Source organism: Ruegeria sp. (assembly GCF_028066395.1).
Classification (GTDB): domain Bacteria; phylum Pseudomonadota; class Alphaproteobacteria; order Rhodobacterales; family Rhodobacteraceae; genus Ruegeria.
The window spans coordinates 26,124-39,069 of the sequence record NZ_JALCBM010000045.1 but is presented as its reverse complement, the minus strand read 5'-3'; the positions used below and the strand labels follow the sequence as shown (position 1 = coordinate 39,069).

Annotated in this window: 19 protein-coding genes; 12 read left to right on the top strand and 7 right to left on the bottom strand. The window is 60.7% G+C overall.

The window, feature by feature from the left end:
* Both MPJ51_RS14385 and MPJ51_RS14380 read left to right on the top strand, forming a co-directional pair.
* Positions 1 to 650, top strand: a 650-nt coding sequence (locus MPJ51_RS14385) for a TOBE domain-containing protein (protein ID WP_298388134.1), incomplete at its 5' end; no start/stop codon positions are given.
* 117 nt (positions 651 to 767) lie between these two features.
* Positions 768 to 1,121 (top strand): hypothetical protein, encoded by a 354-nt coding sequence (locus tag MPJ51_RS14380; RefSeq protein ID WP_298388131.1) that lies wholly within the window; start codon positions 768 to 770, stop codon positions 1,119 to 1,121.
* Between the two features lie 116 nt (positions 1,122 to 1,237).
* Here the strand turns inward: MPJ51_RS14380 and MPJ51_RS14375 are convergent, their stop codons facing one another.
* Both MPJ51_RS14375 and MPJ51_RS14370 read right to left on the bottom strand, forming a co-directional pair.
* Positions 1,238 to 1,846, bottom strand: coding sequence for an ABC transporter substrate-binding protein (locus tag MPJ51_RS14375; RefSeq protein WP_298388128.1), 609 nt, complete (start codon positions 1,844 to 1,846; stop codon positions 1,238 to 1,240).
* Positions 1,836 to 2,651 (bottom strand): VacJ family lipoprotein, encoded by an 816-nt coding sequence (locus MPJ51_RS14370; RefSeq protein WP_298388125.1) that lies wholly within the window; start codon positions 2,649 to 2,651, stop codon positions 1,836 to 1,838. The genes MPJ51_RS14375 and MPJ51_RS14370 overlap by 11 nt, the downstream gene beginning before the upstream one ends.
* A 296-nt stretch (positions 2,652 to 2,947) precedes the next feature.
* Here MPJ51_RS14370 and MPJ51_RS14365 point away from each other — a divergent pair, with 296 nt between their 5' ends.
* Genes MPJ51_RS14365 through MPJ51_RS14350 form a run of 4 tightly spaced genes read left to right on the top strand, consistent with a single transcriptional unit; the run spans position 2,948 to position 5,691 of the window.
* On the top strand, positions 2,948 to 3,403 hold the full coding sequence (locus MPJ51_RS14365; RefSeq protein WP_298388123.1) for a RidA family protein: 456 nt from the start codon (positions 2,948 to 2,950) through the stop codon (positions 3,401 to 3,403).
* Entirely contained in the window at positions 3,400 to 4,167 is a 768-nt protein-coding gene (locus MPJ51_RS14360; RefSeq protein WP_298388119.1) for a glycerophosphodiester phosphodiesterase family protein, read from the top strand. Before MPJ51_RS14365 ends, MPJ51_RS14360 begins: the two co-directional genes overlap by 4 nt.
* Positions 4,168 to 4,213: 46 nt before the next feature.
* Entirely contained in the window at positions 4,214 to 5,401 is a 1,188-nt protein-coding gene (locus MPJ51_RS14355; RefSeq protein ID WP_298388116.1) for a GNAT family N-acetyltransferase, read from the top strand.
* On the top strand, positions 5,398 to 5,691 hold the full coding sequence (locus MPJ51_RS14350; protein WP_298388113.1) for a 4a-hydroxytetrahydrobiopterin dehydratase: 294 nt from the start codon (positions 5,398 to 5,400) through the stop codon (positions 5,689 to 5,691). The genes MPJ51_RS14355 and MPJ51_RS14350 overlap by 4 nt, the downstream gene beginning before the upstream one ends.
* A 10-nt stretch (positions 5,692 to 5,701) precedes the next feature.
* Here the strand turns inward: MPJ51_RS14350 and MPJ51_RS14345 are convergent, their stop codons facing one another.
* From MPJ51_RS14345 to MPJ51_RS14330, 4 genes are all read right to left on the bottom strand, one after another.
* Positions 5,702 to 6,010: a hypothetical protein gene (locus MPJ51_RS14345; protein WP_298388110.1), complete on the bottom strand. Its 309-nt coding sequence runs from the start codon at positions 6,008 to 6,010 to the stop codon at positions 5,702 to 5,704.
* A 15-nt stretch (positions 6,011 to 6,025) separates the two neighbouring features.
* Complete coding sequence (locus MPJ51_RS14340) at positions 6,026 to 6,373, bottom strand: EF-hand domain-containing protein (protein ID WP_298388107.1); 348 nt, start codon at positions 6,371 to 6,373, stop codon at positions 6,026 to 6,028.
* Between the two features lie 11 nt (positions 6,374 to 6,384).
* A complete protein-coding gene (locus MPJ51_RS14335; RefSeq protein ID WP_298388104.1) occupies positions 6,385 to 6,630 on the bottom strand; it encodes a glycine zipper 2TM domain-containing protein in 246 nt (81 codons plus the stop codon).
* Between the two features lie 95 nt (positions 6,631 to 6,725).
* Positions 6,726 to 7,211 (bottom strand): peroxiredoxin, encoded by a 486-nt coding sequence (locus tag MPJ51_RS14330; RefSeq protein ID WP_298388101.1) that lies wholly within the window; start codon positions 7,209 to 7,211, stop codon positions 6,726 to 6,728.
* A gap of 99 nt (positions 7,212 to 7,310) precedes the next feature.
* Between MPJ51_RS14330 and MPJ51_RS14325 the strand changes: the two genes are divergently transcribed.
* Genes MPJ51_RS14325 through MPJ51_RS14310 form a run of 4 tightly spaced genes read left to right on the top strand, consistent with a single transcriptional unit; the run spans position 7,311 to position 9,931 of the window.
* Entirely contained in the window at positions 7,311 to 8,522 is a 1,212-nt protein-coding gene (locus tag MPJ51_RS14325; RefSeq protein ID WP_298388099.1) for an FAD/NAD(P)-binding oxidoreductase, read from the top strand.
* Positions 8,519 to 9,079 (top strand): 16S rRNA (guanine(966)-N(2))-methyltransferase RsmD, encoded by a 561-nt coding sequence (gene rsmD, locus MPJ51_RS14320; protein ID WP_298388096.1) that lies wholly within the window; start codon positions 8,519 to 8,521, stop codon positions 9,077 to 9,079. Before MPJ51_RS14325 ends, rsmD begins: the two co-directional genes overlap by 4 nt.
* 12 nt (positions 9,080 to 9,091) lie before the next feature.
* The gene (locus MPJ51_RS14315; protein ID WP_298388094.1) at positions 9,092 to 9,727 is read left to right on the top strand and encodes an HAD family phosphatase; all 636 of its coding nucleotides are present in this window, start codon (positions 9,092 to 9,094) and stop codon (positions 9,725 to 9,727) included.
* A gap of 24 nt (positions 9,728 to 9,751) precedes the next feature.
* A complete protein-coding gene (locus tag MPJ51_RS14310; protein ID WP_298388091.1) occupies positions 9,752 to 9,931 on the top strand; it encodes a hypothetical protein in 180 nt (59 codons plus the stop codon).
* Here the strand turns inward: MPJ51_RS14310 and map are convergent.
* On the bottom strand, positions 9,919 to 10,731 hold the full coding sequence (gene map / locus MPJ51_RS14305; RefSeq protein WP_298388088.1) for a type I methionyl aminopeptidase: 813 nt from the start codon (positions 10,729 to 10,731) through the stop codon (positions 9,919 to 9,921). The two genes, MPJ51_RS14310 and map, sit on opposite strands and share 13 nt — an antisense overlap.
* A 191-nt stretch (positions 10,732 to 10,922) precedes the next feature.
* On the opposite strand from map, the gene MPJ51_RS14300 reads away from it, so the two are divergent.
* Together MPJ51_RS14300 and MPJ51_RS14295 are read left to right on the top strand one after the other, a co-directional pair.
* Complete coding sequence (locus MPJ51_RS14300) at positions 10,923 to 12,572, top strand: tetratricopeptide repeat-containing sulfotransferase family protein (RefSeq protein ID WP_298388085.1); 1,650 nt, start codon at positions 10,923 to 10,925, stop codon at positions 12,570 to 12,572.
* Positions 12,573 to 12,580: 8 nt separating this feature from the next.
* Positions 12,581 to 12,946 carry a hypothetical protein gene (locus tag MPJ51_RS14295; RefSeq protein ID WP_298388082.1) on the top strand — a complete coding sequence of 122 codons (366 nt, stop codon included), beginning with the start codon at positions 12,581 to 12,583 and terminating at the stop codon, positions 12,944 to 12,946.

The window sequence follows — 12,946 nt, the reverse complement described above, 5'->3', positions numbered from 1 at the left end:
TGCGCGATCCCAAGCTGTTCCTGTTTGACGAGCCGCTGTCGAACCTCGACGCCAAGCTGCGGGTCGAGATGCGGACCGAGATCAAAAAGCTGCACCAGACGCTGGATGCCTCGATCGTCTACGTGACCCATGACCAGATTGAGGCGATGACGCTGGCCACCAAGATCGTGGTTCTGAAAGGCGGCATCGTGCAGCAAATCGGCAGCCCGGCCGAGATCTACAACAACCCGGCCAATCTGTTCGTGGCCGATTTCATGGGCTCGCCCGCGATGAACCTGATCCCGGCGCAGGCCGCGAATAAAGGCTCGGGCACGCAGATTTCCATCACGCGCGAAACCGGTGACACGCTGGTTCTGAACGACGCCCGCGATCTGTCGCTGCCGCAGGACGTGATCCTGGGCCTGCGCCCCGAAGACATCGCCGAGGCCGGTTTCCGCGCCGGAGCAGGCGTGCAAGAGGCCGCTTGCATGGTCGACATGGTCGAACCGGCAGGGGCCGATACCTATGTGGTCTCGGAACTGGGCGGCAAGCAGGTCACAGCACGGCTGCACGCGGAAACCAGCGCGCAGGCAGGGGAAATGCTGAACCTCGCCTTTGACATGAGCAAGGTGTCGTATTTCGCCAAGGAAACGGGTGAGCGGTTGAATTAAGGTGCTTTGAAGAATCGGACAGTTTCAACAATGCCTTGGACCTAACCAAGGCGATGCAAAGTATTGGCGAATTAACGTGTTCTTGAACATTCAACGCAACACTGTTCGAGTGCCATCATGATTCTGGAGATACGACACTACACACTGAAACCGGGTCTTCGTGAGGACTTCATCAGGTTCTTCGAAAGCACCAACCGCCGCGCGTTGCGAGAGGCCGGGATGCTTGTTTTTGGCCCGATGAGGGATTTGGAGAACGCCGACAAGGTCCACTGGATGCGCGCGTTTTCGTCTATGGAGGAACGGGATAGGCTGAAAGACGGTTTCTATGATGGACCAGTCTGGAATGAAGACATTGAATCCATCGTAATGCCGATGATCGCGCATTTTGAGGCCGAGTTGACGGAAACTACGGGTGGGTTTGAGAATTTCGACGGCGAGAAGAACCTGTGTGTTGTTACGGCTGAACAGTAAATCGCACTCAACTGCCCCCGCAAGTATAGGTGTGAATTGTATTCCGAAGATTCACAAAGAAAAACCGCCACGCGATACCCTCACGCGGCGGTTTTCACGAAAACATGGGCTATCGATCACCCGGTCTTGTTCAAATCCTTGATCAACTGGTTCAGGTTGCCTTTGCGGGCATCCAGCATCGCGCCGATTTCGGTGCGTTCGGTCAGCAGCAGGTTCACGCCTTCGATGAACATGTTGTAGAATTTGCCGCTGCCGGATTTGTCCGACACCAGAAAGGTCACCTCGAACGGGGCAGAGCCGCGCAGTTTGACCGAAGTTCTGACCTCGTACCCGTTCTTGATTTTGCGGGCGTTGCGCACGGTGACCTCTCCGCCGATGAATTCGCGGAAGCGGCGGCCGTATTTGCGCGAGATATAGCCTTCGAACGCTTTGGTGAACTGGCGCAGTTGGGACGAACTGGCGGCACGGGCATCCGCGCCAAGCGCATAGCGCGCCATGATCGGCACGTCGCCATATTCCACGAAGATCTTCTGGAAATCCCGCAGCATGGCTTTTTCGGATTTGCCTGAATCGATCACGCGGGTGATGTCGGCCACCACCGAGTTGACCAGTTGCACGGCATTCGCCTCGGTCAGGGCCAAGGCGGTCAGGGGCAGCGTGGTGGCTGTCAGTCCGGCCAGGCCGGTTGCGATAAAATGGCGGCGGTTCAAAAAGTTATTCTGCATAGGGGTCCTCGTAGGGGTCGAGATAGGGGTCCCTGACAGGGTCGGTTCCGATATCGGCGTAAGGGTCGTCATACAGACCCAGATAAGCACCCTCATCGTCCCGTGCCAGTTCAAAGCGGCGGTTTTGCAGATAGATCAGGCGGGCCTGCGCGTAACTGTCGGCGCTTTCATACAAAATCGAATCGACCGTGTCCGAGAACCGCCCCCGGTCGCCCATGCGCCGCACGATCTCGGCATAGACACCAAGGTTGTCCACCGGGCGCGTGGGGGTGAAATTGATCGGGTTGGAAAACAGGTTGACCACAACCCCCACCGCATCGCGGGTGGTTGAGGGGCCGTAGAAGGGCAGTTCGACATAGGCGCCTTCGCCAAAACCCCAGACATGCAGGGTTTCGCCGAAATCGGTATCGACCGGCGGCAGGTTCAGCTCATCAGCAGGAGAGGACAGGCCCGCGCCGCCCACGGTCATGTTGATGGCGAACCGCAACAGCGCATTGCCCGATTGCTTGAGATTGCCCTGCAGCAGGTAATCCACCGCCTGTCCCGGCAGGGTCAGGTTTTCGGCGAAGGTGCTGAAGCTGGTGACCATCGGGTCGGGCACGATCTTCACATAGCCTTTCGAGGCCGGGCGGAACAGAAACCGGTCGACGCCCAGATTGAACTTGTGAATGCCCCGGTTGGTTTTTTCGTAGGGGTCGAAAACCTCGCCCCGGGCGGCCTCTTCGGGCGGTTGCGTGGCGCAGGCACCCAACAGCGCGACAAGGGACAGAATAGCGAAAGTCTTGAAACGGATTCTGCTCGACACGGTCTTTGACACTCCAGATCGCCAGTTCGGATATGCTGGCTTTCAATCAATACTGTTACGGCCGGACTTTTAGGGCTCAAGTTGATGTCACATAAAAGGTTTGGACCCGAAATGAAACACCTTGCGTTTAACCCGCCGATTACAATCTGGTAAAGTAGTTGTAAGGTCGACCGCCGGGGATGAGAGAATTTGCGCCCAGACGCACTGCAGACCCTGAAATGTCGGTTTCCGCCTTTCCGACACACGTGATCCCGGATAGCGTCCGCCCGAGTCGAATTTTAGGTGAGGACGAACTGATGAGCATCGCAGCAAAACTGGAAAGCCTGGGCGTAACCTTGCCCGATGGCCCTGCCCCGGCGGCCAACTATGTGCCCTTCGTGCGCATGGGCAATATCGTTTATGTCTCGGGCCAGATTTCCAAGGCTGACGATCTGATCACCGGCAAGCTGGGCGATGACATGGATGTCGAGGCGGGCGCGGCGGCGGCCAAGGTCTGTGCCATCAACCTGCTGGCGCAGGTCAAGGCGGCCTGCGGTGGTGACATCGACAAGCTGGTGCGGGTGATCAAGCTGACCGGTTTCGTGAACTCGACCGCTGATTTCACCGCGCAGCCGCAGGTGATCAACGGTGCGTCCGATTTCCTGGTCGAGGCGTTGGGCGACGCCGGTCGCCATTCCCGGTCCGCCGTCAGCGCCGCGTCGCTGCCGCTGGGCGTAGCTGTCGAAATCGAAGGTATCTTCGAGGTTCAATGACACCACCCCTGCCAGAGGCTTTTTTGCAGCGCCCGATCACACATCGGGCGCTGCATGACAAAACCCACGGACGCCCGGAAAACAGCCGGGCGGCTGTGCAGGCGGCCATTGATGCCGGGTATGGGATCGAGATCGACCTGCAACTGGCCTCGGATGACCGGGCCATGGTCTTTCACGACTATGACATGACCCGTTTGACCGGGCAGGCGGGGCCGATCCGCCAGATCACCTCGGCGCAGGCGCAGGCGATGACCTTGCTGCATGCGGATGACGGCATTCCCACGCTGGATGAGGTTCTGGAGATGGTCGCGGGCAAGGTGCCGCTGTTGATCGAACTCAAGGATCAGGACGGCGCGATGGGTCTGAGTGTGGGCCCGCTAGAGGCCGACACGGTCCGCGCGTTACAGGGCTATGATGGCCCGGCGGCGGTAATGTCCTTCAACCCCAATTCCGTGGCCGAACTGGCCCGTCTGGCCCCGCATCTGCCGCGCGGGATCGTCACGGGGTCCTATGTCCCAAAGGTCGAACTTTTGCCGCAGGACGTGTGCGACCACCTGCGCGAGATACCGGATTTCGACCGGGTCGGTGCCAGCTTCATCAGCCATGAAGTGCAGGACCTGTCCCGCCCCCGCGTGGCCGAGCTGAAGGCGCAAGGTGTGCCGATCCTGTGCTGGACCGTGCGCTCACCCGAGCAAGAGGCCGAGGCCCGCAAGATCGCCGACAATGTGACGTTCGAAGGGTATTTGGCCGCGCATCCGGGTTGAACCCACCGCGCCCCATCACAGATAATGGGAAGGGGCCGGAGGAGATATGGATCAGGCACAAATCGAAGTTCAGGTTCTGGGGTCGCTGTCGCAGATTTCCGCTGCGGACTGGGACAGTTGCGCCTGCCCCGAGGTGGCGGATGGCGGGCGGCCTCTGGACCCGTTCACGACGCATCGGTTCCTGTTGGCGCTGGAACAAAGCGGCTCGGTCGGGCGTGGCACCGGCTGGCAGCCGCAATATCTGACCGCTTATCTGGACGGGCTGCTGATCGCTGCCGCGCCGATGTATGCCAAATCGCACAGTCAGGGCGAATATATCTTCGATCACAGCTGGGCCCATGCCTATGAAAGCGCGGGCGGGCGGTATTACCCGAAGCTGCAGATTGCGGTGCCCTTTACCCCGGCCACCGGTCGGCGGTTTCTGGTGCGGCCCGGATATGAAGGCGTCGGCACCTCCGCCTTGGTACAGGGCGCGGTGCAATTGGCGGCGGATAATCGCATCTCGTCCCTGCATGCCACCTTCTGCACGGAGGCTGAGGCGCAAGCAGGCGAGCAGATGGGCCTGCTGCTGCGCCAGTCGCAGCAGTTTCACTGGCTTAACGATAATTACACCGATTTCGACGGATTTCTGGCCGCGCTGTCCTCGCGCAAGCGCAAGAATATCCGCAAGGAACGGGCGCAGGCCAACGCGTTCGGCGGCCAGATTCGTACGCTGACCGGCAGCGATTTGCGGCCCGAGCATTGGGATGCGTTCTGGCAGTTCTATCAGGACACCGGCGCGCGGAAATGGGGCTCTCCCTATCTGACGCGGCAGTTTTTCGACATCGCGCAAGAGGTGATGGCCGATGACATGGCGCTGGTTCTGGCCGAGCGGAATGGAAACCCCATCGCGGGCGCGCTGAACTTTATCGGGCGCGAAACGCTGTTTGGCCGCTATTGGGGCTGTACTGAGCATCACGCCTGCCTGCATTTCGAACTGTGCTATTATAGGGCGATCGACTTTGCCATTGCCGAAGGTCTGGCCCGGGTCGAAGCCGGGGCGCAGGGTGAACACAAGCTGGCGCGCGGTTATCTGCCCACGCGCACGCACAGCCTGCACTGGATCGGCGATCCGGGCTTTGCGGATGCGGTGCGGAAATATCTGGACGCCGAGGCCCGCGCAGTGGGAGAAGAGATCGAGATTCTGACGGATTACGGCCCGTTCAGAAAATCGAACCCGGAGGAACAGCAATGACCGAACTTTTGTCGACCGAGACCCGCGGCCCGCTGCTGGACCCGCTGTTCAGAAATGGCTGGACCATGGTCGAGGACCGCGATGCGATCACCAAGACCTTCATTTTCGACAATTTCGTCCAGGCATTCGGCTGGATGACACAAGTGGCGATCTTTGCCGAAAAGTGGAACCACCACCCCGAATGGTCCAACGTCTACCGAACGGTCGAGGTGGTGCTGTCCACCCATGACGTGGGCGGTCTGTCGGCGCTGGACGCCAAACTGGCCCGCAAGATGGACAGCCTGTGTTAACCCGCAAGGGCTAACGATTCTCGGGTGATCCTTCGCCACCGGCCAGCAACGCGGCGGTTCCCATCTGTTGAAACTCGGCCACTGTTACGGTGCCGTCGCTGACGTCGATATTGCCAGGAATGCTGATCGTGCGGTTGCCGATGGACCGCAGGCTGCGCGCTGCCGGGTCGATGTCCAGACAGCGGGTGTTGTAGCAGGTCAGCCCGCTGGTGTTGATCTGAATGCGCGGCTGCCCGTCCGGGCCGGTCACCACCGGGGCCTGCGGCACGTCACATGCCGCCAGAAAGGCCACCGCGCCGAATGTGATCCATCTGATCATCTCACACTTGTACCTCTAATCCAGTTGACCATTGCCGTCCTGATCGGCGGCGTCGAAATCGGCGCTCATCTGCGCGTCATATTCGGCCCGCGAAATCAGGCTGTCGCCGTTGCGGTCGGTTGATTGGAACTGTTTGATGTCCAGAAACGGCTTGGTCTCATCCTGACCCAGCGTGCCATTCTTGTCGTCGTCCATTTCCTGAAACGCATAGTCGGAAAAGGCGTTGAATTCGTCTTTGGACAGGAACCCGTCATTATTGGCGTCGATCGCCTTCAACTCGGCCTCGTGCAGCTCGGCCACGGTTTCGCCAGTGGCGGCGCTGGCCAGCGTCAGGGCGGCGATAAATGCAAATGTATGTTTCATCTCAGACCCCCTCAGCACGCGTATCTCTGGCCTTCAAAGCCACCGGTGGCAGCGCCTGCTGCCGTCAGGATGGCCTTGCCGGACCCGCCGCCGAACTGGTTGCCGATGGCCCCGCCGATCAGCGCGCCGCCCAAAGTGCCGCTGAGGCACGCGATCTCGTGCTGGCGCGCGGCCTGTTGTTGTGGTGTCGGGGCCGGGCCACAGGCCGCCAGTGCGCCCGCTCCGGCCAGAATTAGTGAAATTGCCTTAAGTTTCATAAATAAACTCCCCAGTTGTATGTGTTCAGTATTCGCACATCGGGGCGTTGTAGCAAGTTAAATACGGGCCCCGGTCTGGCCGGGGCCGGATGGGATCAGATCGCCTCAAGCAGCCCTTCGCCTGCCGAAATCTCACAGGCGCCGGGGCTTTCTTCCAGGTTAAGCGCCACGACCTTGCCGTCCTCGACCAGCATCGCATAGCGTTTCGACCGCGCAAGCAGACCGGCGGGCGGGGCGTCAAACTCCATCCCGATGGCTTTGGTGAACTCGGACGCAGCATCCGCCAGCATGGTCAGGCCGGCATCGGACGCGCCTGTCGTCTCGCCCCAGGCTTTCATCACGAAAGGATCGTTGACGGAAACGCAGATGATCTCGTCCACGCCCTTGGCGCCGAACTGGTCCTTGGTGCGGATGAAGCTGGGCACATGGGCCGAATGGCAGGTCGGCGTAAACGCGCCGGGCACGGCAAAGATCACCACTTTGCGGCCCTTGGTCTTGTCTGAAACCCGCACTTCTTCCGGGCCATCCGCGCCCATCACGGTCAGCGTGGCGTCGGGCAGCATATCACCTGTTGAAATCATTTTTTGCTCCTGTCGTTTGGATTTGCAGAGTCGGGCTTAGTCGCAATATAGGTGGTCGCGTGGACGAAACCACGGGGAATTCGACAGGGTGAGGGAAACATGAGCCATATCGTCGTGATCGGTGCCGGACAGGCCGGTGCATCGCTGGTGGCAAGGCTGCGCAAGGACGGGTTTGAGGGCGATATCACCCTGATCGGGGCCGAGCCGCATCTGCCCTATCAGCGCCCACCGCTGTCCAAGGCGTATCTGCTGGGTGAGATGGAGCTGGAACGCCTGTTCCTGCGCCCCGAGAGCTTTTATGCCGAGAACAACATCACCCTGCGGCTGGGTCAGCGCGTGACGGGCATCGACCCGCAGGCCAAGACGGTGACGCTGGGCGATGAGGTCATTTCCTATGATGAACTGGCCCTGACCACCGGGTCGGACCCGCGTTACCTGCCTGCGGCGATCGGTGGTGATCTGGACGGCGTGCATGTGGTGCGTGATCTGGCCCATATCGATGACATGGAGCCCCGCGTGACAGACGGTGCGCGCGCGCTGATCGTGGGCGGTGGATATATCGGGCTTGAAGCTGCGGCGGTCTGTGCCAAGCGCGGGGTCAAGGTGACCCTGGTCGAGATGGCCGACCGCATCCTGCAAAGGGTCGCGGCCCCCGAGACCAGCGACTATTTCCGCGCGCTGCACAGCGAATACGGCGCTGACATTCGCGAAGGCGTCGGGCTGGATCGTCTGATCGGAGACGGTGGCAAGGTCACCGGTGCCGTTCTGACCGACGGCACCGAATTGCCGGTTGATTTCGTTGTGGTTGGTGTGGGCATCGTACCCTCGACCACGCTGGCCGAGATGGCGGGGTTGGAACTGGACAACGGAATCAAGACCGACGCCCATGGCCGCACCTCTGACCCGTCGATCTGGGCGGCGGGGGATTGCGCATCTTTCCCGCATGGGGATGGGCGTATCCGTCTGGAAAGTGTCCCCAACGCGATTGATCAGGCCGAGATCGTGGCCCAGAATATGCTGGGCGCGGCCAAGGATTACACCGCGACGCCGTGGTTCTGGTCGGATCAGTATGACGTGAAACTGCAGATCGCGGGGCTGAACACCGGCTATGACCGCGTGGTGACCCGCAAGGGTGAGGGCCAGACGGTTTCTTTCTGGTATTACAAAGGCGACCAGCTGATCGCTGTGGACGCCATGAACGACCCGCGCGCCTATATGGTCGGCAAACGTCTGATCGATTCCGGTAAAACCGCCGATCCCGTCGTGGTGGCCGACCCGGATGCGGACCTGAAACCGCTGCTCAAGGCGTGAGGATCATTGCCGGAGCGTTCCGTGGCCGTGCCCTGACCTCGGTCGGTAAAGGGGATGCGGGTGCGCATCTGCGCCCCACCACCGACCGGGTGCGCGAAAGCCTGTTCAACGTGCTGGCACATCAGGTCGATTTTGATGGGCTGCGCGTGCTGGACCTGTTCGCAGGCACCGGCGCGCTGGGGCTTGAGGCGCTGTCGCGTGGCGCGGACCACGTCACCTTTGTCGATGACGGGCGCGTGGCGCAGGGGCTGATCCGCAAGAATATCGACCTGACCCGCAGCGCCGGGCAAACCACCCTGATCCGCCGCGATGCGACCCGGCTGGGGGACAATCCCGGCCCGGCCTGTGACCTTATCTTCCTCGATCCGCCTTATGGCAAGGCGCTGGGCCAAAAGGCGCTGGCCGCCGCCATCGCGGGCGGCTGGCTGGCCGATAACGCGCTGGTAGTGTGGGAGGAAAATGCCCCTATGCAAGCGCCCGAGGGCTTCACCCTGCAAGATAGCCGGAAATATGGCGACACGCATATCTCTTTGATGTGGCGTGGCAATCCTGACTGAACGGAGCGCGGCATGCATGATCTGGTCATCTTCGATTGCGACGGTGTTTTGGTCGATAGTGAGGTCATCTCGAACCAGGTGGTCGCCGACAATCTTGCGCGCTATGGGCTGACCCTGTCGCTGCACGACTGCATGGCGTTGTTTGTTGGCGGCACTATGGCGGCGGTTCGGGACAAGGTTATCGCATTGGGCGCGGCTGTGCCCGGTGATTGGGTCGATGAAATCTACGCCGAAACCTATGCGCGGCTGAAGGCCGGGGTGCCTTTGGTGGATGGGATACCTGCACTGCTTAAGGCGCTGGATGCCGCAGCCATACCCTGCTGCGTCGCCTCAAACGGTAGCCCGGACAAGATGAGGATCACACTGGGCCAGAACGGGCTGTGGGACCGGTTCAGCGATGCGATGTTCTCGGCGCATGTGCTGGGCACCGCCAAACCTGACCCGAAGATGTTCCAGATGGCTGCCGCGCGGTTCGGCGCGTCCTCAGCCGTAGTGATCGAAGACAGCCACAGCGGCGTGAGCGCCGCGATGCGCGCTGGCATGCGCTGTCTGGCCTACGCTCCGCATGGGGGTGGCGAGAAACTGGCCGACCTCGGGGCCGAGATTTTCACAGATATGTCAGATGTGCCTGCGCTTTTGGGAATCTGATCCGACCGTGCTAGTATCCAGGGCATGGACCGCGCACTGACCCCTCCGATCTGGGCTTTTTCACAGGACACGGATGCCACCACCGGCCCCGAGCCCAAACCCATGCGCGCGCCCGTCTTCATCCATGACGCGATCATACCTTGGAGGGATGAGACGATGCTGCTGAAGCTCTGGCGCGAACAGGCTGCCGATCAGGACGAATAGGTCGGGTGGAACATCCCGCCCGGTGACAGGGTAAAGATCTCGACCCCGTCCGCCGTCACACCCACCGAATGTTCGAACTGTGCCGACAGCGATTTGTCGCGGGTCACGGCGGTCCAGTCATCGGCCAGCGTCTTGGTTTCGGGACGGCCCAGATTGACCATCGGTTCGATGGTAAAGAACATGCCCTCTTCCAGAACCGCGCCGGTGCCCGGACGGCCATAATGCAGCACGTTCGGCGGCGCGTGAAACACCCGGCCCAGCCCGTGGCCGCAGAAATCGCGCACGACGCTCATCCGGTGGGCCTCGACATAGGCCTGAATTGCGTGGCCGATATCGCCGAACGTGTTGCCCGGCTTGACCATCTCAATGCCCTTGAACAGGGCGTCATGGGTCACCTGGATCAGCCGCTCGGCCTTGCGGGGCAGTTTGCCTGCCACATACATGCGCGAGGTGTCGCCGAACCAGCCGTCAACGATAACCGTGACATCGATATTCAGGATATCGCCATCCTTCAGCTTTTTGTCACCGGGAATGCCGTGGCAGACCACGTGATTGACGCTGATGCAGCTGGCGTGCTGATAACCCTTGTAGCCGATGGTGGCCGAGGTCGCGCCCGCATCTTCGACCATCCGGGTGATGATGCCGTCGATCGCGCCGGTGGTCTGGCCGGGGAAAACATGTTCCGCAATATCGTCCAATATCCGCGCGGCCAAGGCCCCTGCCGCGTGCATGCCGGCAAAGTCACCCTGTTCATAGATACGGATACCGTCCTTGGTCAGACGGCCACGATGTTCTTTCATCGGTGCGGGGCTCCAAAAGTTTCGCGCAGCATCCTTTTTACGCTGCTTGTGCAGAAAGTACCAGAGGGCGCGGGGTCGCAATGTCAAGGGCTTGGCAGGGGGTCATGCAACTCTGGTGGACCCTCGGGGTGGAATGAACTAGCACTGGGCACACGCCGCCGGGACGCGCAACCAAGGGAAGGGCACGCGACATGCAAAAAGCTGATCAGCTCAGGGCCGAGATCGCCAGCATCAGTGACCTGCTCAAGAAAGGCCGCCCCGAGCGGGCGATGAAACGCGCGACCAAGGCTGCCAAGAAATGGCCGAACGTGTCTGCGCTGCACCGTCTTGCGGCTTTATGCGCCGTTCAGCAGCAGAACTTCAAATTGGCCCAGACATATTTTGAACGCGCTTGGCGTCTGGAACCCGGCAATGCGGAGCTGATCCAGAACTATGGCCTCAGCATGGTGCAGGCGGGGGATTCCGATGCGGCCTTGCGCTTTATGGACAAGATCGGCGCCAAGGCTCCGCTGACACCGCCGCAGCAATTCATTCGGGCGATGGCCCTGCTGAACGAACGTCAGGAACGCAAGGCCCTTGCCGCGATTGAGCAGGTGGTGAAGCGCCAGCCCGGGAATTTGCAGGCCCATTGCCTGAAGGCGGACATTCTGGACGGGCTGCACCAATGGGACCGCGCGATTGAGGTTCTGACGGCGTTGGTCAAGCAGCATCCCAAGTTCCACTATGGTCAGGTGCGTCTGGCCAAGGCGCATTCGGGGATGGGCCATATGGAAGACGCCCTGAAACACGGTCGGGCGGCGCTGAAACTGACGCCGGGCCATCCCGAGACGTTGGAGTTCATGGCAAAGCTTCCGAACCTGTCGGAGGATGATATCTCGGTCCTCAAGGCGCAGATCTCCAAATCGCTGGACGCCGGTATCCCCAATCGGGAAGGTGCCGTGATGGTCCATTTCGCAGCGGCCAGCCTTGCGCAGCGCGACAAGGATACAGCGCAAGAAATGCAGTACCTGAACGCCGGGCATGGGCTGCTGCGCGAAGGCTTCCCCGAGTGGGAAAGGCGCAGCGAAAAGGATTGTGCCAAGCGTCTGGCGGCTCCTCTGCCCGCCGCAGCGTCGGAACCACGCACTGACATTCCCCGCCCGATTTTTGTAGTCGGCCTGCCCCGGTCCGGCACAACTCTGGTCGAACGTATTCTGTCGGCGCATTCCGGTGTGCAAGGGTTGGGAGAGCTGGCCAGCGTTCATCTCTGGGCCAGAAAGGCCGAAGACAAACCAGCCGTATTGCAGGACGCGCAGAATCTGGCCGAGTTTTACGCGGATACCCTTCCCGAGATTGCCGACAATACAGCGGCCTTTGTCGACAAGGCCCCGGGCAATTATGCGTTTCTCGGGGCGATGGCGCAGGCTTTCCCGAATGCGGTCATCCTGAATGTCGAACGCGATCCGCGTGATGTGGCCCTGTCCATGTGGCGCACACATTTCGGTGCGGGGGGTCTGTATTTCACCCATGATCTCAAATGGATGGCGGCCGAGGCGAACCGGTATCGCCGCTATATGCAGCATTGGAAGGACGTGTTGCCGGGCCGTATCCATGACATTCGCTATGAACATCTGGTTCGCAATCTGGAAGACAACGCCCAGGAATTGGCGGGTATCTGCGATCTGACCTTCGAGGACAGCATGTTGTCGCCGCAAAAATCCTCGGACGCGGTCAAAACCGCCAGCAGCCTGCAGGTGCGTCAGCCCGTACATGCCTCTTCGGTCGGGCGCTGGCAGCAGGTCGAGGATTACTTTGCGCCGTTTGTTCAGGGTCTGGATGCCGATCTCTGGCCTGAACTTTAAGGGTCAGAATGCGACTCTGGGCTACGATCCTGATATTGTCTGCCCTAATCGGGTGCCGCGAAGAGGTCACGGTCCTTTCGCCCGAGGGGATTGCGGCGCTTGTGACCGAGGACCGCGAGATTGAATTTGAGCGGTTTCAGTACACCGGAACGGCCAGCCTTGGCACCGACAAGACATTCACGGTCATTGTCCCCCGGCTGGGCGAAGATACCGGGGTCTGGTGGCTGGAAGAGGACAAGATTTGCAGCCGATGGAAGACGTTCCGTCAGGGGCGGTTGCTCTGCGCGAAAATCGGCCAATTGCCGGACGGAACCTATCGGGCGCTGTCCACGAGTTTTGATTCAACGCTGGTGAATTTCCGGTTCGTGGACTGA